The sequence below is a fragment of the Pseudomonas taiwanensis genome (assembly GCF_013393345.1).
GTDB classification, from domain to species: domain Bacteria; phylum Pseudomonadota; class Gammaproteobacteria; order Pseudomonadales; family Pseudomonadaceae; genus Metapseudomonas; species Metapseudomonas resinovorans_C.
In genome coordinates this window covers 109,513-133,519 of sequence record NZ_QJRF01000075.1, presented here as the reverse complement: position 1 = coordinate 133,519, position 24,007 = coordinate 109,513, and the positions used below count along the sequence as shown (strand labels likewise).

Here is a 24,007-nt window from a genome sequence, read left to right as displayed (position 1 = left end):
TCGCTATGCAGGCCGCAGGTCTGCCCTGAAACCTTGCAGGGGCGGCTGCGCCGCCCTTAGCGAATGAATTCGCCCCCACAGTACCCTTCGACTGATTGCCCAAGTCGGCCAGCAGCCCTAGAGTTCAAACGGCACCGCACGCAAAAGGACCCGCAATGCCGCCGCACAGCCGCGACCAGGCGCAACAGCGCGCCGACGATATCCAGGCCTTCTACCGGGAAGTCGAACGCCTGCACGATGAGCAGGCACTGCGGCTTGCCCCCGAACAGCTCGACCAACTCGGCGAACACCATCGCCAGTTGCTGGCGAGCTATCGCGAGACCTTCGACATCGATCCGGACGCCCAGTCCCGGCGTCTGTCCCTCGGCATGCGCATCGCTTCCCTGCTGGGTGCCCTGGCGCTGGCCGCCAGCCTGCTGTTCTTCTTCTACCAGTTCTGGGGCCTGTTCCCGGAAAGCGTCCAGGTCGGCATCCTCGTCGGCTTCTCCCTGGGCAGCCTGCTGCTGACCCTGCTGTTGCGCCAGCGTGACCAGACCGGTTACTTCGCCAAATTGGCGGCGGTCCTGGCGTTCGCCTGCTTCGTGTTGAACGTGGTCATGCTCGGGCAGATCTTCAACATCACGCCCGGCGACAAGGCCCTGCTGCCTTGGGCCGCCTATGCCCTGCTACTGGCCTATGCCTGCGAGGTGCGCTTACTGCTCGGCGCTGGCATCGGCTGCATCATGGCGCTGATCGCCACGCGGCTGACGAGCTGGAGCGGCCTTTACTGGCTGGACTGCACCGAGCGGCCGGAACACCTGCTGCCCGCCGGCTTGCTGATCTTCCTCGTGCCGCAACTCGTCTCCCAGGCACGCTACAGCGGTTTTGCCGCGATCTACCGGGTGATGGGCCTGCTCGGGTTGTTCGTGCCTGTGCTCGTGCTGGCGAACTGGGCATATGGCAGCTACCTGCCCTGGTCCCGCGATGCGGTGGAAAGCCTGTACCAGCTCGTCGGTTTCGTTGGCGCAACGCTGGCCATCTGGCTCGGCAATCGTCGTGACTGGCCGGAAGTGATGCACACCGGCGTGCTGTTCTTCGTGCTCTTCCTCTTCATCAAGCTGTTCGACTGGTGGTGGGAGGTCATGCCGAAGTACCTGTTCTTCCTCATCGTCGGCCTCGTCGCCGTGCTGCTTCTGCTGGTGCTCGGCCGCTTGCGCCGGACTCACAAGGGAGGGCAGCGAGCATGAAAACCCGCACCGCATTGCTCGGTGGCCTGGCACTGATCGGCCTGACCAACGCCATCGCCCTTGGCGGCGTGTGGCTCAATCGCAACGGCGAGCCGGACAGCCGGCTGCTGCTTTCCGAACGCGAACTGCACCGGGCCTACGACTGGGCCGAGCGCGAAAACAGTGGCCTGGCACTGCGCCTGGACTGGCGGCGCCCCAGCGCCCAGAACGGGGACAACCGTTACGAGCGCCTGCCGCTGGATGAAGCCGCACTGTTGAAACTGGGTTTCACGGCCGGCGACCCCGAGGCAATGCGCTTCGACAACCGCAACCGCGAGGTGCTGGTGGTGCTCGAACTCAATGGCCCTGCACGCAAGACCGAACTGGAACGCGCCCGGCAGCAGCAGAAGGCTGCCGAGAGCGAGTTGCGCGCAGCGCCCAGCGACAAGCGTCGAGCGGACGCCGAACGCGCGGCACGCGACTATGTTGAAGGAGAAGAGAAGCGCGAAAGCCGTCTGTTCGCGGTGGATGCGGGACTGGATCGCAAGGCGCTGCGTGATCGCTACCCCGATCGCAGCCGCTACGCCATCGTGCCTGGCACCGTGAGTGCGTGGATGCGCGAAGGTCGTCTCACCGGCCAGATCAGCAGCTTGCGCATCGCCGAGATCAACGTGCCCCATGCCTGGCGAGAGCAGTTGGACAAGGAGCTGGCGCGCGACCGCAAGGGCGCCGTGCCGCCGCGCTTCCGACTGTGGCTGAGCATCGGCCAGCGCCTGGAACCCTGGATCGATTCGGCTCCCGAGTTTCCGGGCAGCCGTCAAGGAACGCCTGAAAACGCCGATAGCCTGGCGTCAAGTACCCGTCCGTGACGCCTTCGCCGACGAACGCTAGCATTGCGCCACTATTTTGAGGTCATGTAGTCCGATGCCGTTTCCCGAAGTCACGAAGCAAAGCCACCGCTTATTGGTCCTCGCCCTGGTACTGCTGCTCGGCTGCGGTTTCCTGGCCACCTCCCTGGTCAGCTACCAGGCATCGCTGAAGTCCATTCGCAGCAGCATCATCAACACCGAGCTACCGCTCACTTCGGACAACGTCTATTCGGAAATCCAGAAGGACCTGGTCCGGCCCATCCTGATTTCTTCGATGATGAGCCGCGACACCTTCGTGCGTGACTGGGTGATGCAGGGCGAGAAGGACATCGAGCCCATGACCCGCTACCTGCGCGAGGTGCAGCAGCACTACGGCGCCTTCACCTCCTTCTTCATTTCCGATCGCACCCTCACCTACTACCAGACCAAGGGCGTGCTGAAGAAGGTGAACCCCAAGGAGCCGCGCGACATCTGGTACTTCCGCGTGCGCGACATGAAGGAGCCGTACGAGATCAACGTCGACGTGGACATGGCCAACCAGGACCGGCTGACCATCTTCATCAACTACAAGGTGTTCGACTACGACGGCAAGTTCCTCGGCGCCACCGGCGTCGGCCTGACGGTGGATGCGGTGATCAAGCTGATCGACGAATACCAGCGTCGCTACGACCGCAGTGTCTATTTCGTCGATACCACCGGACGCATCGTCCTGACCGGGGCCGACGGTGGTCCGCTGGGCGCGCGAGTCGGCCAGTCACTGGCAGAGGTGCCGGGGCTGGAGGACCTGCAGGCCAGACTGGGACGCCCGCAGACCGGCAAGTTCGAGTACCAGGAGCGCGGTCGCGACCACTACCTGAACGTGCGCTACATCCCCGAACTGGATTGGTACCTGTTCGTCGACAAGCATGAGGGTGGACTGCTCTCCGGCCTGCGCAACACCCTCTACCTCAACCTGCTGATCTGCCTGCTGGTGACCACTGTCGTTCTGATACTGGTGATCCGCCTGATGCGCCGCTACCAGCACAGCATCGCCGCCCTGGCCACGACCGACAGCCTGACCGGCCTGCCCAACCGACGCGGTTTCGAACTGCTCGCCGGTCAGGCGCTGCAGGAGGCCCGACGCGAGCGCAAACCCCTGGCGGCATTGCTGTTGGACCTCGACCACTTCAAGATGCTCAACGATACCTACGGCCACCAGGCCGGCGACCAGGTGCTGCAGGGCTTCGCCCAGAACCTGCGCGACGGCCTGCGCCAAGCGGACATCATCTGTCGCTGGGGCGGCGAGGAATTCATCATCCTGCTCAAGGACACCAGCAGCGCGACGGCCCATCAGTTGGCAGAGAAGGTCCGCAATGAAGTGGCCGCGCAGCGTTACCCGTTCAAGGGCGTGAACCTTCACGTGACCACCAGCATCGGTCTGGCCGAGATGCACCCGGAAGACGCCCTCGACAGCCTGATCGGTCGCGCCGACCGGGGCCTGTATCGCGCCAAGCAGTCCGGGCGCAATTGCGTGTGCGTAGAGCCTTCGGGGAATCACGACGCGTTGTGATCTTGGTTGGGCAGATGACAGCGAAGCCCAACGTGGCGCGGTATCAGGTCCGCATCGTTGGGCTTCGCGTAGCTCAGCCACAAACTACAAGGGCACTCGAACCGACAGGTTCAGGCCAGCAGTGCCACCGACTTGATCTGCGCCCAGAGGGTCTGGCCCGGGTAGAGGCCCAACTGGTCGCGGGAGAAGCGGGTAATGCGCGCGAGCATGGGTGTGCCATCCACGTCGAGGCGCACCAGCACGTGGGCTGGATTGGCGGCCGGCGACTCTTCCACCATCCGTGCCGGCAGCAGGTTCAGGATGCTGCTGTCGCGCTGTTTTTCCAGACTCAGGCTGACATCGCGCGCCAGCACCCGGAAGCGCAGGGAACGGCTTTCGGCAACCGGCGAATGAGCCACCCTCACGCTGAGTGAGCTGCCGGGCAAGGCCAGGGTCAGCAACTGATACTGGGCATCGAAGCCCTGCACCCGTCCCTCGATGACGACACCGGCCTCATCTTCCTGGGCGGTGGGGAGGTCGAGGCGTGCAAGGGTCTGGTCCAACGGCCCGCTGGCCAGCACCTGGCCGTTGTCCAGCAGCACCAGGTGATCCGCCAGCCGCGCCACTTCGTCCGGCGAATGGCTGACGTAGAGGACCGGGATATCCAACTCGTCGTGCAGGCGCTCCAGGTAGGGCAGGATTTCACCCTTGCGCTTGAGGTCCAGCGCGGCGAGGGGTTCGTCCATCAGCAGCAGGCGCGGGCTGGTGAGCAGGGCACGGGCAATACCGACGCGTTGCCGCTCGCCGCCGGACAGACCGTCCGGCATGCGTTCCAGAAGATGGGCGATCCCCAGCAGTTCCACCGCCTGCTCCAGCGCGACACGACGCTCCCGCGCCGGTATGCGCCGCTGTCCGAATTCCAGGTTGCGCCGCACCGAAAGATGCTCGAACAGGCTCGCCTCCTGGAATACGTAGCCCAGGGGGCGCTTGTGGGTGGGCAGGAAGTGGCCACGGGCGCTGTCCTGCCAGACCTCACCGTTGATTTCGAGGAAACCCTCGGCGGCCTGTTCCAGGCCGGCGATGCAGCGCAGCAGGCTGGTCTTGCCCGACCCGGAATGCCCGAACAGGGCACTGACACCGCGACCGGGCAGTTCGAGGTCGGTCTCCAGGGAAAAGCCCGGATGGCACAGGCGGAATCGCGCGCGAATCTGTTGCATGGGTCAGGTCCAGCCCGGTTTCAGGCGCCGGCTGGAGTTCAGTGCCAGCAGGATGAGGAAGGAGAACAGCAGCATGCCGCCGGCCAGCCAGTGGGCCTGGGCGTATTCCATGGCTTCGACGTGATCGAAGATCTGCACCGAGACCACGCGGGTCTTCTCAGGGATGTTGCCGCCGATCATCAGTACCACGCCGAACTCACCCACCGTGTGCGCGAAGCCGAGGATGGAGGCGGTGATGAATCCTGGTTTCGCCAGCGGCAGGACCACCGAGAAGAAGGTGTCCCAAGGACTGGCTCGGAGTGTGGCAGCGACTTCCAGCGGACGCTGGCCGATGGCGGTGAAGGCGTTCTGCAGGGGCTGCACGACGAAGGGCATGGAGTAGATCACCGACCCCACCACGAGGCCGGCAAAGGTAAAGGGCAAGGTGCCGAGGCCCAGGCTCTGGGTGAATTGGCCGATGAACCCGTGGGGTCCCATGCTGACCAGCAGGTAGAAACCGATGACGGTGGGCGGCAGCACCAGTGGCAGGGCGACCACCGCCGCCACGGTCCCCTTCAGGCGCGAACGTGTGCGCGCCAGCCACCAGGCGATGGGGGTGCCCACCACCAGCAGGAGCAACGTGGTGAGGGTGGCGAGTTCGAGGGTCAGCCAGATGGCGGCCAGGTCGGTGCGGTCGAGAGGGAAGCTCATGGGTTGGCCGATTGATCAGTTTTCGCTGTGTCGCGAACTATATAGCGAAGCAGCGCGGCCAGCCAGAATCAGACTCCGCTCCAACCGGGACCGCTGCGGTGCAGGGCGTTGTCCGCTTCGAACAGGAGCTGTTCAAGGTCTTGCCCACGGGCGGATTCGGCATGGCCGATGCGCAGGGTCAGGCTCTGTTCCGTGGCGCGGTTGAAGGCACCAAGGCCGGCGCGCAGACGCTGCAGGACGGCATTCGGATCGCCGTAGCCGGACGTCAGCGCGAGGAACTCCCCGCCGCCGAGGCGCGCCAGCAGATCATCGCGCCGGAACTGCGCCCGCAGCATGCGCGCGGCCGTCAGCGGCAGGCTTTCGGCCGACGCGCTGTCGTTACTGCCCACCAGCAGGTGGAGCAGCAGGCAGGGCATGTCGCGCTGGCGAGCGGCGTCCAGTTCACCGGCGGCGTGGTGCTGGAAGCCGAGGCGGTTGTGCAGGCCGGTGAGTTCATCGGTCATGGAGAAGCGCTGGATGTCCTGCTCGACGCGTTCGCGCTCACAGGCTTCGTCATAGAGCAGCCGATTGGCGGCCACCAGGTCCTGGGTACGGGCGATGACACGCTGCTCCAGCTCGTCGTAGAGCTGGACGTTCTCCATCGCCACCGAAGTGGAATCCGCCAGGGCCTGGAGCAGGCCGACCTCGCGCATGTTGGCGAGGCGCGGAGTGGCCCAGTAGGTGCCGATCGCCCCCACCGGGGCCATGCTGCGAATGGGCACCATCACCAGGCTTTTGACGAAGGTGGGACGGTAGGCATCGTGGGGAATGCGCGGGTCCTGGTAGATGTCTTCGATCACCGCAGGCTCGCGGTTGATCATGGCCCAGCCGCTGATGCAGGTTTCCATGGGAAAGCGCAGGCCTTTCCACAGTGGCGAGATGGCGTCTTCGTCCTTGTAGAAGCAGCGATCACCATCACGCAGGACAAAGGTGGCGCCATCTGCCCCTACCAGTTCCCGCGCGGCGCTGCGCACGATTTCGGCGATGCGGTCGAGATTTCGGGCCAGGGACAGCTCCTGGATGGCCCGTACCAGGCATTCGAGATTGCGTTCGTAGCTGACAGCGGAACCATCCATAGACCCACGCCTCCAGTCCGGGGCAAACACGCCCCGGATTCATATCAGCACAGAGCTTCAGTCCTTGCGAGAGGGCGACAGCAATTCGATCTTGTAGCCATCCGGATCTTCCACGAACGCCAGGATGCTGGTGCCGTGCTTCATCGGTCCCGGCTCGCGGGTGATCTTGCCGCCACGGGCGCGGATGTCCTCGCAGGCCTTGTAGACATCATCCACTTCCAGCGCGATGTGGCCATAGGCGTTGCCCAGCTCGTACTTGTCCACACCCCAGTTGTAGGTGAGCTCGATCACACTGTTGTGGGCTTCGTCGCCGTAGCCGACGAACGCGAGGGTGAACTGACCATCCGGGTAGTCCTTGCGACGCAGCAGGGTCATGCCCAGCACTTCGGTGTAGAAGGCGATGGATTTGTCCAGGTCGCCGACGCGCAGCATGGTATGCAGCAGTCTCATCGTTGCTTCCTCATCGGTTGCCCGTTTTTCTAGTTTCAAAATGAAAGAACCCCGGCTTATGGCCGGGGTTCTTAGGCTCACGCTGACAAGCTTATCAGAACAGCTTGCGGCCCTTGCCTGCAGCGATGCGCATGCGCAGCGCATTGAGCTTGATGAAGCCAGCAGCGTCGGCCTGGTTATAGGCGCCGGCATCGTCTTCGAAGGTGGCGATGTTGGCGTCGAACAGGGAGTCGTCGGACTTGCGACCGACCACGATGACGTTGCCCTTGTACAGCTTCAGGCGAACTACACCGTTCACGTTGGTCTGCGAGGCGTCGATCATCTGCTGCAGCATCAGACGCTCCGGGCTCCACCAGTAACCGGTGTAGATCAGGCTGGCGTATTTCGGCATCAGCTCGTCTTTCAGGTGCGCGACTTCGCGGTCCAGGGTGATGGACTCGATGGCACGGTGGGCCCTGAGCATGATGGTGCCGCCGGGGGTCTCGTAGCAGCCGCGGGACTTCATGCCGACATAGCGGTTCTCGACGATGTCGAGGCGGCCGATGCCGTTGATGCCGCCAACGCGGTTCAGCTCGGTGAGCACCTGGGCCGGAGTCAGCTCCTTGCCATCGATGGCGACGATGTCACCATTGCGGTAGGTCAGCTCGATGTAGGTCGGGGTATCCGGCGCTTTTTCCGGGGAAGTGGTCCACTTCCACATGTCTTCTTCGTGCTCGGTCCAGGTGTCTTCCAGCACGCCGCCTTCATAGGAGATGTGCAGCAGGTTGGCATCCATGGAGTACGGGGACTTCTTCTTGCCGTGACGCTCGATCGGGATGGCGTGCTTCTCGGCATAATCCATCAGTTTCTCGCGGGACAGCAGGTCCCACTCGCGCCAGGGAGCGATCACTTTCACGCCCGGTTTCAGAGCGTAGGCACCCAGCTCGAAGCGAACCTGGTCGTTGCCCTTGCCGGTGGCGCCGTGGGAGATGGCGTCGGCGCCGGTCTCGTTGGCGATTTCGATCAGGCGCTTGGCGATCAGCGGGCGGGCGATGGAGGTGCCCAGCAGGTACTCGCCTTCATAGATGGTGTTGGCGCGGAACATCGGGAACACGAAGTCGCGGACGAATTCTTCGCGCAGGTCATCGATGTAGATTTCCTTGACGCCCATTGCCTGGGCCTTGGCGCGGGCCGGTTCGACCTCCTCGCCCTGGCCGAGGTCAGCGGTGAAGGTCACCACTTCGCAGTTATAGGTATCTTGCAGCCACTTGAGAATCACCGAGGTGTCCAGGCCACCGGAATAAGCCAGGACAACCTTCTTTACGTCCGCCATGCCATCAACTCCACGGGGGTTGTACGAAAAACCCGTGATTCTACTGACCCTGGCGGCCAAATTACAGTGGCGCGACAGCTTATGACGACGAGGCGACAGATTCTGTCAGTTGCGCGACGAGCGGCAGGGTCAGGAACCGGTCGGAGCCCTGGGGGCCGGAGCAGCGCCCTGGACACCCGGCGCGGTAGCTGGGGCGGCCGGCGCAGCGGCGGGAACACCAGGCTTGGCCGGAACGGGTGACTCCGCCGGCGCGGGCTCTGGAGCAGGGGCGGCGGCTGGCGCTTCCACGGGCAGGTCGACGCGGGACAACTGTACTGTGGCCCGGCGGTTCTTCGCCCGATTGGCCGGGCTGTTGTTCGGCGCCAGGGGATAGCGCTCGCCATGGAAACGCATGACCATCTGCGCCTCGGGGAAGCCGTTGGCCTTGAAGTAGTCGTACACCGCCAGGGCGCGGCGACGGGAGAGATCGCGGTTGGTCAGGCGGTTGCCGCTGTTGTCGGAATGGCCATCGATCTCGATGTGATTGACGCTGGGATCGGCCTTGATGAAGTCGAGCATGATTTCCAGCTTCGCCCGCGCCATCTCGTCAAGCTCCATGCCGCTGCCCGGAAAGCCGACCTGCACATGCCTGACCTGGTCGAAGTTCACCGGCAGCAACTTGGCGGTGCAGGCGAGGTAATCCTGATAGGCCTGGTTGAACTTCACCGGCAAGAGGCGCACCTCCATGGCATCGCCGCCCTGCAGGGTGCGATGACGTATGACTGGGCTGCGGCCTTCCATCAAGCCGGTAAGCAGTCGCCCGGCCTGTTGCTGGGAGCTATTGAAAGGCACCTCGCCACCACCGACGCTGACGATGCCGAGGTTGATGTCTCCCCTCCCCGGCTGCCAGGGCGCCGCTGCCGCCAGCAAGGTCGCCGAGCCCGCGCCCATCCAGCGCTCATGTGCCTTCAGGCGGAAAGTGGCCTGCTCGCCGGCGCGTCGCACGAACTCGCCGGCGCCGAAATCGGTGATGGCCTGCGACAGGCGGCACTCGAACTTGTCGCCCTCGACTTTCCACTCCACCTTCTCCAGGCGCGTCTGGAAGGTAATGGCCATGGCCGGCAGGCTGGCGAACAGACTCAGGATGGCGAGATAGCGCTGGCGCACGGCAGGCTCCACGGGGAATTACGGCGTTCCTGCTGGGTATCGGTATCGCGCGGCAAAACTTGAGCGCGGATTTACCGGCGCAGCCGCCCGAGGATCAGGCCCTGCGTGCCCCTGCAGGGCTTTTCCGGTAGCATGTCGGCCCAGTTCTGCCCGCCTGGAAGCCCCTCATGTCCGACCGTTTGACCCTCCTGCGTCCCGACGACTGGCACATCCATCTGCGCGATGGTGCCGTCCTGGCCCACACCGTTGCGGATGCCGCCCGTACCTTCGGCCGCGCCATCATCATGCCCAACCTGGTACCACCGGTTCGCAATGCCGAGGAAGCCGATGCCTATCGTCAGCGCATCCTCTCTGCCCGCCCGGCCGGCAGCCGCTTCGAGCCGCTGATGGTGCTCTACCTCACCGACCGCACCAGCCCGGAGGACATCCGCGCGGCCAAGGCATCCGGCTTCGTGCATGCGGCCAAGCTCTATCCGGCTGGCGCCACCACCAACTCGGACTCCGGCGTCACCAGCGTCGACAAGATCTTCCCGGCCCTGGAAGCCATGGCCGAAGTCGGCATGCTGCTGCTGGTCCATGGTGAAGTGACCCGTGGCGAGATCGACGTGTTCGACCGCGAGAAGGTGTTCATCGACGAACACCTGACCCGTGTGGTCGAGCGCTTCCCGACCCTGAAGGTGGTGTTCGAACACATCACCACAGGCGACGCGGTGCAGTTCGTGCAATCGGCTTCGGCCAACGTGGGCGCCACCATCACCGCCCACCACCTGCTGTACAACCGTAACCACATGCTGGTTGGCGGCATTCGCCCGCACTTCTATTGCCTGCCGATCCTCAAGCGCAACGTGCACCAGGAAGCCCTGCTGGACGCCGCCACCAGCGGCAGCAGCAAGTTCTTCCTCGGCACCGACTCGGCGCCCCACGCCAAGCACGCCAAGGAAGCCGCCTGCGGCTGCGCCGGTTGCTACACCGCCTATGCGGCCATCGAGCTGTATGCCGAAGCGTTCGAGCAGCGCAATGCGCTGGACAAACTGGAAGCCTTCGCCAGCTTCCATGGTCCGGACTTCTACGGTCTGCCGCGCAACACCGACCACATCACCCTGGTGCGTGAAGAATGGACTGCCCCCGCTACCCTGCCGCTGGGCGAGCAGGTGGTGGTACCGCTGCGCGCCGGCGAGAAGCTGCGCTGGCGTATGCTGGAGGAACAAGCGTGAGCGAGGACCTTTACGACGACGAACTGGATGGCAGCCTGCCATCCGGCCCGCGCCACCCCATGGCGGCGCGTTTCCGTGGTTACCTGCCGGTAGTGGTGGACGTGGAAACCGGCGGTTTCAACGCCGCGACCGATGCCCTTCTGGAGATCGCCGCGACCACCATCGCGATGGATGAGCAGGGCTTCCTCTATCCGGACCACACCCACTTCTTCCGCGTCGAGCCGTTCGAAGGCGCCAATATCGAACAGGCCGCGCTGGAGTTCACCGGGATCAAGCTGGACCATCCGCTGCGCATGGCGGTGACCGAAGAGCACGCGCTGACGGAAATCTTCCGTGGCCTGCGCAAGTCGATCAAAGCCAACGGCTGCAAGCGCGCCATTCTGGTCGGCCACAACTCCAGCTTTGACCTCGGCTTCCTCAATGCGGCGGTGAACCGGACGGCCCTCAAGCGCAATCCGTTCCACCCCTTCTCCAGCTTCGACACCGCGACCCTGGCTGGCCTCGCCTACGGCCAGACCGTGCTGGCCAAGGCCTGCCAGGCCGCTGGTATCGAGTTCGACGGCCGCGAGGCACACTCGGCGCGCTACGACACCGAGAAGACCGCCGAGCTGTTCTGCGGCATCGTCAACCGCTGGAAGGAAATGGGCGGCTGGATCGACGACGAGGATTGATCTCGGCATCCCTTGTAGGAGCGAGCCTGCTCGCGAAACTTCGCCAGCAAGCTGGCTCCTACAAACGCCCAGACATGAAAAAGCCCGGCAGATGCCGGGCTTTTTCTTTACCTGGAAACGCTTACAGAGAAGAGGCGTTTTCGGACAGGTACTGGGCAACGCCTTCCGGAGAAGCGGTCATGCCCTTGTCGCCTTTCTTCCAGTTGGCCGGGCAAACTTCGCCGTGCTCTTCGGTGAATTGCAGGGCGTCGACCAGACGCAGCAGCTCGTCCATGTTACGGCCCAGCGGCAGGTCGTTGACGATCTGGGAACGCACAACGCCGTTCTTGTCGATCAGGAAGGCACCGCGGTACGCCACGCCGTCTTCGGACTCGACGTCGTAGGCCTTGGCGATTTCGTGCTTCATGTCAGCAGCCAGGGTGTACTTGACCGGGCCAATGCCGCCTTTGTCCACCGGGGTGTTACGCCAGGCGTTGTGGGTGAAGTGGGAGTCGATGGACACGCCGATCACTTCCACGCCGCGAGCCTGGAATTCCGGGATGCGGTGGTCCAGAGCGATCAGCTCGGACGGGCAAACGAAGGTGAAGTCCAGCGGGTAGAAGAACACCAGACCGTATTTGCCTTTGATGGCCGAGGACAGGTTGAAGCTGTCAACGATTTCGCCATTGCCCAGAACGGCGGCAACAGTGAAGTCCGGAGCCTGCTTGCCTACGAGTACGCTCATTCCATGTCTCCTGAGTTGTCATGAGTAGTCAGAGGGTCGGGGTCACAGCCTGGCCGACCAATGTGGCGACGCCATGACACCCGCTTCCAAAAGGACGGGCAATCATACACTTGGAGTGCACACCCGCCCACCGCTTTCGACTGACGGGTCAACCTCAGCCAGCGCCCGCCGATTCCCTCAGGAGCGCCTCTGGTCCGGGCGTTTCAGGCCAATCTTTGACAATCATTCTCATTACTATTAGTATCCCCTCCATCCAACCACTCCCCTGAGTTCTGAGTGCTATGTACGTCTGTCTCTGTCTAGGTGTCACTGACGGTCAAATTCGCGAAGCCATCTATGAAGGCTGCTGCAGCTATCGCGAAGTACGCAACACCCTGGAAGTGGGTACCCAATGCGGCAAATGCGCATGCCTGGCCAAACAGGTGGTCAAGGAGACCCTGGCCGAGGTGCAGAGCAGCCAGGCGGCCCTCGCCTACCCTGCGGCATACGCCATCGCCTGACCATTCGGCGGAATCACAGGAAACCGGACCTCAGCGTCCGGTTTTTTTGTGCCTGATTTTCAATAATTTAGAGTTCAAATGTAGAAGTTAAACATTCTTATTAATATTCAATTTTATTTGCAATTCAACAACTTAGATTTGACACACTAAGTTGTGAGGATCAGAATTTATCGACCATCCACACTTCTACGGCAGGACTCCACATGAAAGGCGACAAGAAAGTCATACAGCATCTCAACAAGATCCTCGGTAACGAGCTTGTTGCGATCAACCAGTACTTCCTGCACGCCCGCATGTACGAAGATTGGGGCCTGAAGAAGCTGGGCGACCACGAGTACCACGAGTCCATCGACGAGATGAAGCATGCGGACAAGCTGATCAAGCGCATCCTCTTCCTCGAAGGCCTTCCCAACCTGCAAGACCTTGGCAAGCTGATGATCGGCGAGAACACCAAGGAGATGCTGGCCAGCGACCTCAAGCTGGAGCAGGCAGCCGTACCGGACCTGAAGACGGCCATCGCCTACTGCGAAAGCGTGGGTGACTACGGCAGCCGCGAACTGCTGGAAGAAATCCTCGAGTCCGAGGAAGAACATATCGACTGGCTGGAAACCCAACTGGGCCTGATCGACAAAGTCGGCCTGGAAAACTATCTGCAGTCGCAGATGGACGAATAATCCAGCAGCACAAAAAAAGCCCCGCTAATGCGGGGCTTTTTTATTTGGTATTTCTGCAATCAGAGCTGGATAAAGAAGAACGCTATCAAACCGCAAATAACGCGGCGAAATAAACCAACAACTTCCAGCAATAAAAAGCCCCGCATTTAGCGGGGCTTTTTTTGAAACCGGAGCGGATCAGGCGCTGGCCTTGCTCACGGCATCTTTGACCAGGGTCTGCAGCTCACCCTTTTCGAACATCTCGGTCATGATGTCGCTACCACCAACCAGTTCACCGCCTACCCACAGTTGCGGGAAGGTCGGCCAGTTCGCGTACTTCGGCAGATTGGCGCGGATTTCCGGGTTCTGCAGGATGTCGACGTAAGCGAACTTCTCGCCACAGCCCATCAGGACTTGCGCGGCGCGGGCCGAGAAGCCGCACTGCGGAGCGTTCGGCGAGCCTTTCATGTACAGCAGGACAGTGTTGTTGGCGATCTGCTCTTTGATGGTTTCGATGATATCCATTGGGCACCTCGGCTGAACTTTCCGACTGGCGAGTCGGCAGGATGGCGGCATTGTAACGGAAAGCCGAGCAGCGCGCTCTGACTTCCCTTGTCTTCAGGCGGCCACCACTTCCACAGGAACTCCATTGAGTGCGGCATTGCCGGAAACGGCATCCAACTGGCGCTCATCCGTCAGGTCGTTGGCACTGGCTCCCGGCTGCTCACTCGCGATTCCCAGGCGTACGCCCGGCCGCGCATGGCCCCAACCGTGGGGAAGGCTGACTACGCCCGGCATCATGTCCTCGCTGGCGCCTACCTCCACCTCGATCATCCCGACCCTCGAGCGCACCCTCACCCGCTGCCCGTCGACCAGACCGCGTGCTTCGAGGTCATGCGGGTGCATCAGCAACTGGTGACGCGGCTTGCCTTTCACCAGGCGGTGGTAGTTGTGCATCCAGGAGTTGTTGCTGCGCACATGGCGACGACCGATGAGCACGAGTTCTCCCTCGCGGGGAACGGGCTGTGCCGCAAAGCGATCAAGATCGGCCAGGAGAATCGACGGCGCAGCCTCAACCTTGCGGCTGGCTGTCTTCAGCCGGCCGGCCAGGTTGGGTTTGAGCGGGCCAAGGTCGACGCCGTGGGGAAAGTCGCGTAGGCGCGCAATGGAAAGCTTGTGTTCCGAACGGTCGCCGTAGGCACCCGCGCGCAGACCCAGATCAATCATCTGCTGAGGCGCCATGGTGGGCTTCAATTCGACGCCGGTGCGCGCGGCAAACGCCTTGGCCAGGCCGACGAAGATTTCCCAGTCATCCAGCGCACCGACAGGCTTGGTCAGCACGGGCTCGTTGAAGCGGGTGACGTTGCGAACGGCGAAAACGTTGAAGGTGGTGTCGTAGTGCTCGTGCTCGAGGGGCGCGGTGGGTGGCAGGATCAGATCGGCGTAGCGGGTGGTTTCGTTGATATAGAGGTCGATGCTGAGCATGAACTCCAGACCATCCAGCGCCTGTTCCAACTGCCGTCCATTGGGCGTGGACAACACCGGATTGCCGGCCACTGTCACCAGGGCGCGTATTTGCCCCTCCCCAGCTGTCAGCATCTCTTCGGCCAGCGCCGCCACCGGTAGCTCGCCGCCATACTCGGGCAGGCCGGATACCCGACTCTGCCAGCGATTGAAATGACCGCCCGACGTGGCGGCTACCAGATCCACCGCTGGCTCGGTGCAGAGCACCCCACCCACCCGATCCAGGTTGCCGGTCACCAGGTTGATGAGCTGGATCAGCCATTGGCAAAGGCTGCCGAATGCCTGGGTCGAGACACCCATGCGGCCGTAGCAGACGGCGCTTTCAGCGGCAGCAAAATCCCGGGCCAGTCTGCGAATGCGCTCCGCCGGAACGCCGCAGCGCTGGCTCATGGCTTCGGGTGTGAATCGCGCAATGGCTTCCCGCACCTGCTCCAGACCTTCCGTCTCAAGGTGCGTAACGCGACCGAGACCCTCTTCGAACAGGGTGTTGAGCAAGCCGAACAGTAGCGCCGCATCCTGCCCCGGACGCACGAACAAATGCTCATCGGCCATGGCCGCGGTTTCGCTGCGCCGGGGGTCCACCACCACCAGCTTGCCGCCCCGCGCCTGCAGCGCTTTCAGGCGCTTCTCCACGTCCGGCACGGTCATGATGCTGCCGTTGGACGCCAGTGGATTGCCGCCGAGGATGAGCATGAATTGCGTGTGATCGATGTCCGGAATCGGGATCAGCAAGCCGTGGCCGTACATCTGCTGGCTGATCAGGTGATGGGGCAACTGGTCCACCGAGGTCGCCGAGAAGCGTCCACGGGTCCGCAGCAGGCCGAGGAAGTAGTTGCTGTGGGTCATCAGCCCGTAGTTGTGCACGCTAGGGTTGCCCTGGTAAACGGCCACCGCATTGTTGCCATGGCGCGTCTGGATATCTGCCAGGCGCTCGGCCACCAGCGCGAAGGCTTCATCCCACTCGATGGGCAGCCATTCGTTGCCAGCTCGGCGCATGGGTTGGCGAATACGGTCCGGATCGTTCTGGATGTCCTGCAGGGCCACGGCCTTGGGGCAGATATGGCCACGGCTGAAACTGTCCTGGGCATCTCCCTTGATGGAGAGGATGCGCCGGCTGCCATCCGCCTGGTCCTCGGTCTCGATGGTCAGGCCGCAGATGGCCTCACAGAGATGGCATGCACGGTGATGAAGGGTCTTGGTCATTGCCTGGCCTCATTCTTGTTCGAGACGACCGGTCAGGTCGCAAGTACAAGACTATGGAACCAGAACCGCCGCCAGGCCAGCAGCGTCACCGCCATGAATCGGCAGGCATCATGCCTGCCGATTCACCTGTACCGTCAGCGAATGGACTGGATGGTGCCCTTGTTGCCCGTCACCTTGGCAGTCACCTTCTTGAACACGAAGTAATCCTGCACGCTCAGCTCGTAGCGCGGCGCGACGATCAGGTCTGCGCCCGACGCCTTGACGGCCTTGTAGGCAGCCGCGGATTTGACGGAAGAGATGGGGTCCGGGCCGAAAGGCAGGCCACCGCTACCGTCGCCGCCATACGCCACACCATCGGCGAACTCCGAATCCCCGCCGAACTGAAGGAAGCTGAACAGGATGTTCACCTCGGACTGCCCAGTGATTTGCTCGCCCACTTTGATATCGGCCTTGAGGTCGGTATTCACACTGCCGTTAAGCGGTGAAGTCGGTTGGCTGACGTTGTAGCTGGTGCAGCCGGTCAGGGCGGCGAATGTGGCAGCCATGAAAGTGGGGACAAGAAACTTCTTCATTGGGATCTCCATGGATCTTGGAAAGTCTGAACGGCTCCGCTGAATTTCCATATGCGGTAACCGTCCCCGGAAATCACTCGAATCCGGGGACGCGCAAACCTATCAATCCGCCTCGCGGGGCATCAGTTCACGCGTTCCGAAACGACCTTCAGATAGTTCCCCGTCCAGTGGTGGCAGAGGAAGAAGTCCCCGCGCCTCAGGGCGTAGGCTCAGCCAGGCAGACTCGATTGCGACCGGCGCTCTTGGCCCGATAGAGCGCGGCATCGGCCTGCTCCAGAAGCTGTCCGGGACTGTCGCCCTGCCCCGGCACCTCGCTGTGCGCGCCGACACTCACGGTCACCACGCCAAAGGGGTTGCCGGAGTGGACCAGACCCTGCTCGTAGACTGCCTGCCGTATCCGCTCGGCCACCAGGCGCGCGCCGGCGACGTCGGTATGGGGCAGCAGCACGGCGAATTCCTCGCCGCCATAACGGGCCACGGTGTCCCCGGCGCGCACCTTGAAGCGACGCAGTACGTCGCCCACTGCCTTGAGGCAGACATCACCCGCCTGGTGACCGTAGTGGTCGTTGTAGGCCTTGAAGAAGTCGACGTCGATCATCACCAGGGCAAGCGGCGAGCCGACCGTGGCGGCGCGGTGGTACTCGACCTGCAAGGCCTGGTCGAACTGCCGTCGATTGGAGATGCCGGTCAGGCTGTCTCGATTGGCCAGTCGGAACAGCTCGCGATTTTCCCGCGCGATGTTCTGGGCGGCGGCCATGCGCTTGCGCATCCGCGTGGCCAGCCCGCCACCGACAAGCATCAGCGCCAGCACCAGCATCGCCACCAGGCAAGCCACCACTGCGGTCTTGCGTCCCCATTCGGCCAGCACTTCCTGGCGCGACATCGACACAGCCACCACCAGCGGGAAGTGGTCCAGGGCGCGGTAGGCATAGATGCGGTCCACCCCGTCGAGCACGGAAACACTCGCCCCCAACCCAACCGGCGAACGCTTGAGGTCAGACTGGAACATGTAGCTGCCAGCCATGCTATCCCCGGTAGCGCCGAACTTTTCCGGCCGCCGGTAGATGATGGTGCCGTCGTTCATGGCGATCAGCAGGGAACCCTGCACGCCCATGTCGAAGTGCTTGTAGAACTCGCGGAAGTGTTCGATGCGGATGGTCGCCAGCACCACCCCGGCAAAACGGCCGTCCTTGTCATTGAAGCGACGCGACACCGGCAGAATCCACTCGCCGGTGGAGCGGCTGCGAATGGGGTTGCTCACTTCGGTATCGCGGCTCACGGAATGGAAATGATGCTGAAAGTAGGCCCGATCCGAGTTGTTCGCGTGGCCCGCCGGCGGCGGATTGGTGTAGTAGAGCCAACGCCCTTCGGCGTCATAGACGAACAGCCCGGCCAGTTGCGAGGCGCGCTGCTTGTAGGTCACCAGCAATTGATTGATGGCGTCGGGGCTGTTTTCTCCCCGCTCCAGCAGGTTCACCAGGCCGCCAAGGATGATGTCGGCTTCCTTGATGGACTCCTGGCCATGCTGGGCAATGGAATAGGCCAGGTTGGCATTGGCCTTGTCCGCCTCCCGCAGGTAGACCTGTTTCGAATCCAGTACCTGGGCCAGGTTCATCAGGATGGCCCCCAGCCCCGCCAACAGCAGCAGCGCATACGCCAACCACAGGGAACGCCGCGTTCCCTGGGTGCCCTGAACGGGCTCCGGACCGGTTCCAGCCATCCGCACACTCCTCACTGCCCGTGCCTGCGCTCACCTTAGACAAGCGTCTGTGCCGAAACAATCTGGAATGATGGACATTTGCCGCCGATCCCGACGCCGTTGTACAACGTCCGGCCTCACGCAAACGGCACGCTAGAGCGGCCCACCCGATTGCGCCGAAAACTCCCGGACGCCAGGCGCATAGCCACGAACGACGCGGTTTCCGGACATATTGGAAAACCGCGACATTTCCTTATAAGATCGCGCCTTCCCCCAAATCGTCGCCACGTGCGGCCTCAACCGCCCGTCCCGCCTGCTTTGTTCCCGCAACACCCGGCCAGGACATGCGGCCAGTGACAAAAGAAGAAAGGTAGTAACCATGAGCGCTAGGCATTTTCTCTCCCTGATGGACTGCACTCCCCAGGAGCTGAACAGCCTGATCCGTCGAGGCACCGAGCTGAAGGATCTGCGCAACCGAGGCGTGCGTTACGAACCCCTGAAAAGCCGTGTGCTGGGCATGATCTTCGAGAAGGCCTCGACCCGTACCCGTCTCTCGTTCGAAGCCGGCATGATCCAGCTCGGCGGCCAGGCCATCTTCCTGTCCCCGCGCGACACCCAGCTCGGTCGTGGTGAGCCCATCAGCGATAGCGCCATCGTCATGTCGCGCATGCTCGATGCCGTGATGATCCGGACCTTCGCCCACAGCACGCTGACTGAGTTCGCCGCCCACTCGCGGGTGCCGGTGATCAACGGCCTGTCCGATGACCTGCACCCCTGCCAGTTGCTCGCGGACATGCAGACCTTCCTCGAACATCGCGGCAGCATCCAGGGCAAGACCGTGGCCTGGATCGGCGATGGCAACAACATGTGCAACACCTATATAGAGGCAGCGATCCAGTTCGACTTCCAACTGCGCATCGCCTGCCCCGAAGGCTACGAACCCAATCCGGCGTTCCTCGCCCAGGCCGGCGACCGCGTCAAGGTCGTGCGCGACCCGCGCGAAGCCGTGGCCGGCGCCCACCTGGTCAGCACCGACGTCTGGACCTCCATGGGCCAGGAGGAAGAAACCGCCAAGCGCCTGGCATTGTTCTCTCCCTACCAGGTGAACAAGGCGCTCCTCGACCTGGCCGCAGACGACGTGATATTCATGCACTGCCTGCCGGCCCACCGCGGCGAAGAGATCAGCGTCGACCTGCTCGACGACCCGCGTTCAGTTGCCTGGGACCAGGCGGAAAACCGCCTTCACGCCCAGAAGGCCCTGCTTGAACTGCTGGTTGAACACGCCCATCACGCATGACTCGCGAATTGCTCCTCAGCCTCCACAACCTCAGCTGTGGTTATCACGAACAGCAGGTTGTGCGAGGCCTGAACCTTCATCTCAACGCCGGTGACATCGGCTGCCTGCTCGGTCCTTCCGGCTGCGGAAAGACGACGACGCTTCGCGCCATCGCCGGATTCGAACCGGTGCTGGAAGGCGAAATCCAGCTGGCCGGCGAAGTGATCTCCCGCGCCGGCTTCACCCTGGCGCCGGAGAAGCGGCGAATCGGCATGGTGTTCCAGGACTATGCCCTGTTCCCTCACCTGACGGTGGCCGACAACGTCGCCTTCGGCATCCGCAAGGAGCCCGATAGCGAACGCAAGGTCGACGAATTGCTGGAACTGGTGAAGCTGAACCATCTGGCCAAGCGCTACCCCCACGAGCTGTCCGGCGGCCAGCAACAACGCGTTTCGCTGGCCCGCGCCCTGGCGCCAGAGCCACGCCTGCTGCTGCTCGACGAACCCTTTTCCAACCTCGATGGCGAACTGCGTCGACGCCTCAGCCAGGAAGTCCGCGAAATCCTCAAGGCACGCGGCACCAGTGCGATCCTGGTGACCCACGACCAGGAAGAGGCCTTCGCCGTCAGCGATCAGGTCGGCGTGTTCAGGGACGGCCTGCTGGAGCAGTGGGACACCCCGTTCAACCTCTACCACGAACCCCTGACGCCCTTCGTCGCCAGCTTCGTCGGTCAGGGCTACTTCATTCGCGGCCAGCTGATTTCAGCCGATGCCGTGACCACAGAACTCGGCACCATCCGTGGCAATCGCGCCTACACCTGGCCCCATGGCTCCGCGGTGGACGTGCTGCTGCGGCCGGACGACATCGTCCACGCGCCGGACAGCGAGTTGCGCGCCAAGGTGATCGGCAAGACCTTCCTCGGCGCCGCCACGCTCTATCGCCTGCAACTCTCTACCGGTAGCCAGCTGGAATCGATCTTCCCCAGCCACGCCGATCACCAGCCCGGACAGGAAGTGGGTATCCGAATCGCGGCCGATCACCTGGTGGTCTTCCCCGCCCAGGGCACTGTCGCCGCCCACTTCACGCCCCAGGAATCCGGCGTGCGCCGCATCAGCGGCGCGCTCTGAAGTAAGGCTCTGACCGAAGGAGCGAGCTTGCTCGCGAACAGCCCGCGCACGACCCTTCGCGAGCAAGCTCGCTCCTACAGAAAGCCATCAGAGCTTTTCGATCGTTTCGCGCCTTAGATCCACAGCCTACCGCTGGCCACCAGCACCGAATGCCCTGCGATGCTCACCCGATCGCCATCCAGGCGGCACCAGAGCTCACCGCTACGCGCGGAACACTGCTGGGCCCGCAGCACTCGCTTGTTGAGACGATTGGCCCAGTAGGGAATCAGGGCGCAATGCGCGGCGCCAGTCACCGGGTCTTCATCGATGCCGATCACCGGCGCGAAGAAGCGCGAAACGAAGTCGTGCTTCATCCCCGCTGCCGTGACGATCACGCCAGACCAGGGCAGCTTGGCCAATGCCTTGAAGTCCGGTGTGCACTCACGCACGTCATGCTCCGACTCCAGTACCGCCATCAGGAAATTGGCGCCCAGCGCATCCACCGGAGCGATGCCCAAGGCATGTTCCAGCTCCAGGGTGACGCCCACCTCTTGCGGCACCTGCGCAGGGAAGTCCAGGGCCAATCGGCCTTCCTCTTCGCGTATCACACGCAATTCGCCGGATTTGCTGGTGAACTCCAGGCGGTCGCCTGGTTCCTGATAGAGATCGAACAGCACATGGGCGCTGGCCAGAGTGGCATGGCCGCAGAGCGGCACCTCGGCCCTGGGTGTGAACCAGCGGATGTGCCAGGCACTGCCTTCCTTCACCAGGAAGGCGGTCTCCGACAAATTGTGCTCGGCGGCGATGCGTTGCATGAGCTGATCATCCAGCCAGGCGTCGAGGCGATAGACCACCGCCGGGTTGCCGCCGAAGGGCCGTTGGGTGAAGGCGTCGACCTGATGGAAATCCAGCTGCATGACTCGCTCCTTGATATGTGGGGGCACCAGCATGCCAGTCACCGACGCTTCACGCGCGGTACAGTGGCCAGTCGATATCGGTGGAACAGCCTGATCAGTCTAGCGGAGGCAGGCCGTAGCGCTGCAGGAGCTCGTTCATCCGTCCGGACTCACGCAAACGCTTGAGCCCGGCGTCGAATATCGCCGCATGGCGCGGACTGCCTTTCAGTGCTGGGGAAAACGCCAGGAAGATGGGCACGTCCGGCGAGCGGCAGCCGGCCTTCACCAGCTTGCCCTGCTGGCCACTGCCGGCGAGCCAGGCGTCCATCACCCAGGCGTTCTCGATGGTGGCGTCGACGCGGCCGAGCAGGATCTTTTCCACATTCATGGCCAGGGCCTGGTCGCCGGACACGACCTGCACCCGAGCAGGATCGTCGCGCTTGATGCGAAGGTAGGTGTCGAGCTCCTGGCCATAGCTGTAACTGTTGATGCTGCCCAGGCGAATCTCCGCGAGTGACGCCAATCCGCGGTAACGCCATTGGCTGTCAGGGGCAACGTAGAAGCACATGCGCGACACGCCGGGCGGCGTGCGAGTGAAGACGAAGTCGGGAGCGTCCTGGATGCCGGCGCCGATCAGCGCATCCAGGCGGCCATTGCGGGTGTCATGGACGGCGCGCGCCCAGTTCACCAGGCGGTACTCCACGCCGATGCCGGCCTCGCCGAAGATTTCCTGCGCCAGCTCGACGAAGATGCCCGGTTTCGCGGAGCCGGGTTCGCAATTGATCGGGCACCAGATGTCCCCAGCGATCACCAGGGTTTCGGCATGGGCCGATGGGAAGAGCAAAGGTGCCGCCAGCAGGGTCAGTGCCTGCCAATGGCGTTTCAGCGATCCTTGCCCTTTCCCCATCCTACCTCCCAGCGCCCATGCGGCGCTGTCATGCGCCGCTACGCACCCGCTGCACGGCATCCAGCCAGCCGTCGTAAAGCTTCTTGCGATGCTCATCGGCCATGCGCGGGGCAAAACGCTGTTGACGATGCCAGTGACTGGCCACTTCGTCCAGATCGCGATACAGCCCCGCCTGCAAACCTGCGAGATAGGCCACACCGAGAGCTGTCGTCTCAGTGACTTCCGGACGCTCGACGGGAACCCCGAGGATGTCCGAAAGGAACTGCATCACCCAATTGTTCTCCACCATGCCGCCGTCCACCCGCAGCGCGCTGGGTGCGGCGGCACCATCCTGGGCCATGGCTTCCAGCAGGTCGCGGGTCTGGTAGCAGACGGATTGCAGCCCGGCGGTGACGATTTCCTTGATACCGGTATCGCGGGTCAGACCGAAGATCGCGCCGCGAGCGCGCGGGTCCCAGTAGGGAGCGCCGAGGCCGGTGAAGGCCGGCACCAGGTAGACGCCGCAGGCATCGCCGGTCTGCTCGGCGAGGGCTTCGGTGTCACGAGCGTGGCTGATCAGCTTGATGCCGTCGCGCAGCCACTGCACAGCGGCGCCGGCAACGAAGATGCTGCCCTCCACCGCATAGCTCACCTTGCCATTGAGCCGGTAGCCGACTGTGGTCAGCAGCCGGTTACGGGAAACCACCGGCTGGTCACCGGTGTTCTGGATCATGAAGCAGCCCGTGCCGTAGGTGCTCTTCACCATGCCCGGCTTGAAGCAGGCCTGGCCGATCAGCGCCGCCTGCTGGTCGCCCGCCATGCCGCGCACGGGAATGCTGGCGCCGAGCAGCGCGGCGTCCGTATCGCCAAACTCGGCGGCGCAGTCCAGCACCTCCGGCAGCAGGCTGGTAGGGATGTCGAACAGGCGCAGCAGCTCCGCGTCCCACTGCTGGTTATGAATGTTGAACAGCAGGGTCCGCGAGGCGTTGGTGGCATCGGTGCGGTGCACCTTGCCGCCGGTCAGACGCCACAGCAGGAAGCAATCCACCGTGCCAAAACGCAGCTCGCCACGCTCGGCCCGCTCGCGGGCGCCGGGCACGTTCTCCAGCACCCAGCGCAGCTTGGTGGCGGAGAAGTAGGGGTCGATCAGCAGGCCCGTGCGATTGGCCACATCGGTTTCATGGCCGGCGGCCTTGAGCGTGGCGCAATAGTCCGCGGTGCGGCGGTCCTGCCAGACGATGGCCGGGTGGATGGGCGTGCCCGTCACCGCGTCCCAGACCAGGGTGGTCTCGCGCTGGTTGGTGATGCCGATGGCCGCGATCTCGGCCGGGTTCAACCCGCTCTGCTCGATGGCCTCGCGGCAGACCTTGAGGGTGGTCAGCCAGATTTCCTCACCGTCGTGCTCTACCCAGCCGTCCTTGGGAAAGTACTGCTTGAACTCCTGCTGGGCACGCGCCACCGGCAGGCCCTGGGCGCTGAATACGATGGCGCGGCTGCTGGTGGTGCCCTGGTCGATGGCGAGCAGGTATTGGGCCATGGCGATGCTTCCTT

Annotated in this window: 23 protein-coding genes; 9 read left to right on the top strand and 14 right to left on the bottom strand. The window is 63.3% G+C overall.

What is annotated here, in order from left to right:
* Positions 1-155: 155 nt before the first annotated feature.
* Genes DM872_RS27190 through DM872_RS27180 form a run of 3 tightly spaced genes read left to right on the top strand, consistent with a single transcriptional unit; the run spans position 156 to position 3,623 of the window.
* Positions 156-1,226: a DUF2157 domain-containing protein gene (locus DM872_RS27190; protein ID WP_179062311.1), complete on the top strand. Its 1,071-nt coding sequence runs from the start codon at positions 156-158 to the stop codon at positions 1,224-1,226.
* Positions 1,223-2,074, top strand: coding sequence for a DUF4824 family protein (locus DM872_RS27185; RefSeq protein ID WP_179062310.1), 852 nt, complete (start codon positions 1,223-1,225; stop codon positions 2,072-2,074). Before DM872_RS27190 ends, DM872_RS27185 begins: the two co-directional genes overlap by 4 nt.
* 55 nt (positions 2,075-2,129) lie before the next feature.
* Entirely contained in the window at positions 2,130-3,623 is a 1,494-nt protein-coding gene (locus DM872_RS27180; protein ID WP_179062309.1) for a sensor domain-containing diguanylate cyclase, read from the top strand.
* A gap of 110 nt (positions 3,624-3,733) precedes the next feature.
* Here DM872_RS27180 and modC read toward each other — a convergent pair whose 3' ends face one another.
* The 6 genes from modC to DM872_RS27150 all read right to left on the bottom strand — a co-directional run bounded on the left by modC (position 3,734) and on the right by DM872_RS27150 (position 9,532).
* Entirely contained in the window at positions 3,734-4,819 is a 1,086-nt protein-coding gene (gene modC, locus DM872_RS27175; protein ID WP_179062308.1) for a molybdenum ABC transporter ATP-binding protein, read from the bottom strand.
* A gap of 3 nt (positions 4,820-4,822) precedes the next feature.
* Positions 4,823-5,509: a molybdate ABC transporter permease subunit gene (gene modB, locus DM872_RS27170; protein WP_179062307.1), complete on the bottom strand. Its 687-nt coding sequence runs from the start codon at positions 5,507-5,509 to the stop codon at positions 4,823-4,825.
* 68 nt (positions 5,510-5,577) lie between these two features.
* Positions 5,578-6,624, bottom strand: a complete 1,047-nt coding sequence (locus DM872_RS27165; RefSeq protein ID WP_179062306.1) for a GGDEF domain-containing protein — start codon at positions 6,622-6,624, stop codon at positions 5,578-5,580.
* Between the two features lie 57 nt (positions 6,625-6,681).
* Complete coding sequence (gene gloA / locus DM872_RS27160) at positions 6,682-7,074, bottom strand: lactoylglutathione lyase (RefSeq protein ID WP_077523832.1); 393 nt, start codon at positions 7,072-7,074, stop codon at positions 6,682-6,684.
* Between the two features lie 94 nt (positions 7,075-7,168).
* Positions 7,169-8,386, bottom strand: a complete 1,218-nt coding sequence (locus tag DM872_RS27155) for an argininosuccinate synthase (RefSeq protein WP_120652547.1) — start codon at positions 8,384-8,386, stop codon at positions 7,169-7,171.
* 129 nt (positions 8,387-8,515) lie between these two features.
* Positions 8,516-9,532 carry a flagellar protein MotY gene (locus DM872_RS27150; protein WP_179062305.1) on the bottom strand — a complete coding sequence of 339 codons (1,017 nt, stop codon included), beginning with the start codon at positions 9,530-9,532 and terminating at the stop codon, positions 8,516-8,518.
* A gap of 167 nt (positions 9,533-9,699) precedes the next feature.
* Here DM872_RS27150 and pyrC point away from each other — a divergent pair, with 167 nt between their 5' ends.
* Entirely contained in the window at positions 9,700-10,746 is a 1,047-nt protein-coding gene (pyrC, locus tag DM872_RS27145) for a dihydroorotase (protein ID WP_179062304.1), read from the top strand.
* The gene (gene rnt / locus DM872_RS27140; protein ID WP_179062303.1) at positions 10,743-11,417 is read left to right on the top strand and encodes a ribonuclease T; all 675 of its coding nucleotides are present in this window, start codon (positions 10,743-10,745) and stop codon (positions 11,415-11,417) included. Before pyrC ends, rnt begins: the two co-directional genes overlap by 4 nt.
* Positions 11,418-11,538: 121 nt before the next feature.
* Here rnt and DM872_RS27135 read toward each other — a convergent pair whose 3' ends face one another.
* Positions 11,539-12,141: a peroxiredoxin gene (locus tag DM872_RS27135; protein WP_179062302.1), complete on the bottom strand. Its 603-nt coding sequence runs from the start codon at positions 12,139-12,141 to the stop codon at positions 11,539-11,541.
* A gap of 281 nt (positions 12,142-12,422) precedes the next feature.
* On the opposite strand from DM872_RS27135, the gene DM872_RS27130 reads away from it, so the two are divergent.
* On the top strand, positions 12,423-12,641 hold the full coding sequence (locus DM872_RS27130) for a bacterioferritin-associated ferredoxin (protein ID WP_069085145.1): 219 nt from the start codon (positions 12,423-12,425) through the stop codon (positions 12,639-12,641).
* A gap of 203 nt (positions 12,642-12,844) precedes the next feature.
* Complete coding sequence (gene bfr, locus DM872_RS27125; protein WP_179062301.1) at positions 12,845-13,315, top strand: bacterioferritin; 471 nt, start codon at positions 12,845-12,847, stop codon at positions 13,313-13,315.
* A 177-nt stretch (positions 13,316-13,492) separates the two neighbouring features.
* On the opposite strand, the gene grxD is transcribed toward bfr, so the two are convergent.
* The 4 genes from grxD to DM872_RS27105 form a co-directional block, all read right to left on the bottom strand.
* A complete protein-coding gene (gene grxD / locus DM872_RS27120) occupies positions 13,493-13,819 on the bottom strand; it encodes a Grx4 family monothiol glutaredoxin (protein WP_077523837.1) in 327 nt (108 codons plus the stop codon).
* Between the two features lie 93 nt (positions 13,820-13,912).
* Entirely contained in the window at positions 13,913-16,021 is a 2,109-nt protein-coding gene (locus DM872_RS27115; RefSeq protein ID WP_179062300.1) for a molybdopterin oxidoreductase family protein, read from the bottom strand.
* A 134-nt stretch (positions 16,022-16,155) separates the two neighbouring features.
* Positions 16,156-16,593 carry a hypothetical protein gene (locus tag DM872_RS27110; RefSeq protein WP_179062299.1) on the bottom strand — a complete coding sequence of 146 codons (438 nt, stop codon included), beginning with the start codon at positions 16,591-16,593 and terminating at the stop codon, positions 16,156-16,158.
* A 196-nt stretch (positions 16,594-16,789) separates the two neighbouring features.
* Entirely contained in the window at positions 16,790-18,313 is a 1,524-nt protein-coding gene (locus tag DM872_RS27105) for a sensor domain-containing diguanylate cyclase (protein WP_179062298.1), read from the bottom strand.
* Positions 18,314-18,671: 358 nt separating this feature from the next.
* Between DM872_RS27105 and argF the strand changes: the two genes are divergently transcribed.
* The gene (gene argF, locus DM872_RS27100) at positions 18,672-19,589 is read left to right on the top strand and encodes an ornithine carbamoyltransferase (RefSeq protein ID WP_179062297.1); all 918 of its coding nucleotides are present in this window, start codon (positions 18,672-18,674) and stop codon (positions 19,587-19,589) included.
* Positions 19,586-20,695, top strand: coding sequence for an ABC transporter ATP-binding protein (locus DM872_RS27095; protein ID WP_179062296.1), 1,110 nt, complete (start codon positions 19,586-19,588; stop codon positions 20,693-20,695). Before argF ends, DM872_RS27095 begins: the two co-directional genes overlap by 4 nt.
* A 113-nt stretch (positions 20,696-20,808) precedes the next feature.
* Here DM872_RS27095 and DM872_RS27090 read toward each other — a convergent pair whose 3' ends face one another.
* The 3 genes from DM872_RS27090 to glpK all read right to left on the bottom strand — a co-directional run bounded on the left by DM872_RS27090 (position 20,809) and on the right by glpK (position 23,993).
* Positions 20,809-21,591, bottom strand: coding sequence for a PhzF family phenazine biosynthesis protein (locus DM872_RS27090; protein WP_179062295.1), 783 nt, complete (start codon positions 21,589-21,591; stop codon positions 20,809-20,811).
* 94 nt (positions 21,592-21,685) lie between these two features.
* The gene (locus DM872_RS27085) at positions 21,686-22,477 is read right to left on the bottom strand and encodes a substrate-binding periplasmic protein (RefSeq protein WP_179062294.1); all 792 of its coding nucleotides are present in this window, start codon (positions 22,475-22,477) and stop codon (positions 21,686-21,688) included.
* A gap of 28 nt (positions 22,478-22,505) precedes the next feature.
* Positions 22,506-23,993: a glycerol kinase GlpK gene (gene glpK, locus DM872_RS27080; protein ID WP_179062293.1), complete on the bottom strand. Its 1,488-nt coding sequence runs from the start codon at positions 23,991-23,993 to the stop codon at positions 22,506-22,508.
* Positions 23,994-24,007 lie beyond the last annotated feature (14 nt).

Bases quoted from the DNA above. Each gene is read 5' to 3' on its own strand.
- DM872_RS27190 (WP_179062311.1), top strand. From the start codon at position 156: ATGCCGCCGCACAGCCGCGACCAGGCGCAACAGCGCGCCGACGATATC.
- DM872_RS27185 (WP_179062310.1), top strand. From the start codon at position 1,223: ATGAAAACCCGCACCGCATTGCTCGGTGGCCTGGCACTGATCGGCCTG.
- DM872_RS27180 (WP_179062309.1), top strand. From the start codon at position 2,130: ATGCCGTTTCCCGAAGTCACGAAGCAAAGCCACCGCTTATTGGTCCTC.
- modC (WP_179062308.1), bottom strand. From the start codon at position 4,819: ATGCAACAGATTCGCGCGCGATTCCGCCTGTGCCATCCGGGCTTTTCC.
- modB (WP_179062307.1), bottom strand. From the start codon at position 5,509: ATGAGCTTCCCTCTCGACCGCACCGACCTGGCCGCCATCTGGCTGACC.
- DM872_RS27165 (WP_179062306.1), bottom strand. From the start codon at position 6,624: ATGGATGGTTCCGCTGTCAGCTACGAACGCAATCTCGAATGCCTGGTA.
- gloA (WP_077523832.1), bottom strand. From the start codon at position 7,074: ATGAGACTGCTGCATACCATGCTGCGCGTCGGCGACCTGGACAAATCC.
- DM872_RS27155 (WP_120652547.1), bottom strand. From the start codon at position 8,386: ATGGCGGACGTAAAGAAGGTTGTCCTGGCTTATTCCGGTGGCCTGGAC.
- pyrC (WP_179062304.1), top strand. From the start codon at position 9,700: ATGTCCGACCGTTTGACCCTCCTGCGTCCCGACGACTGGCACATCCAT.
- DM872_RS27135 (WP_179062302.1), bottom strand. From the start codon at position 12,141: ATGAGCGTACTCGTAGGCAAGCAGGCTCCGGACTTCACTGTTGCCGCC.
- DM872_RS27130 (WP_069085145.1), top strand. From the start codon at position 12,423: ATGTACGTCTGTCTCTGTCTAGGTGTCACTGACGGTCAAATTCGCGAA.
- bfr (WP_179062301.1), top strand. From the start codon at position 12,845: ATGAAAGGCGACAAGAAAGTCATACAGCATCTCAACAAGATCCTCGGT.
- grxD (WP_077523837.1), bottom strand. From the start codon at position 13,819: ATGGATATCATCGAAACCATCAAAGAGCAGATCGCCAACAACACTGTC.
- DM872_RS27115 (WP_179062300.1), bottom strand. From the start codon at position 16,021: ATGACCAAGACCCTTCATCACCGTGCATGCCATCTCTGTGAGGCCATC.
- DM872_RS27110 (WP_179062299.1), bottom strand. From the start codon at position 16,593: ATGAAGAAGTTTCTTGTCCCCACTTTCATGGCTGCCACATTCGCCGCC.
- DM872_RS27105 (WP_179062298.1), bottom strand. From the start codon at position 18,313: ATGGCTGGAACCGGTCCGGAGCCCGTTCAGGGCACCCAGGGAACGCGG.
- argF (WP_179062297.1), top strand. From the start codon at position 18,672: ATGAGCGCTAGGCATTTTCTCTCCCTGATGGACTGCACTCCCCAGGAG.
- DM872_RS27095 (WP_179062296.1), top strand. From the start codon at position 19,586: ATGACTCGCGAATTGCTCCTCAGCCTCCACAACCTCAGCTGTGGTTAT.
- DM872_RS27090 (WP_179062295.1), bottom strand. From the start codon at position 21,591: ATGCAGCTGGATTTCCATCAGGTCGACGCCTTCACCCAACGGCCCTTC.
- DM872_RS27085 (WP_179062294.1), bottom strand. From the start codon at position 22,477: ATGGGGAAAGGGCAAGGATCGCTGAAACGCCATTGGCAGGCACTGACC.
- glpK (WP_179062293.1), bottom strand. From the start codon at position 23,993: ATGGCCCAATACCTGCTCGCCATCGACCAGGGCACCACCAGCAGCCGC.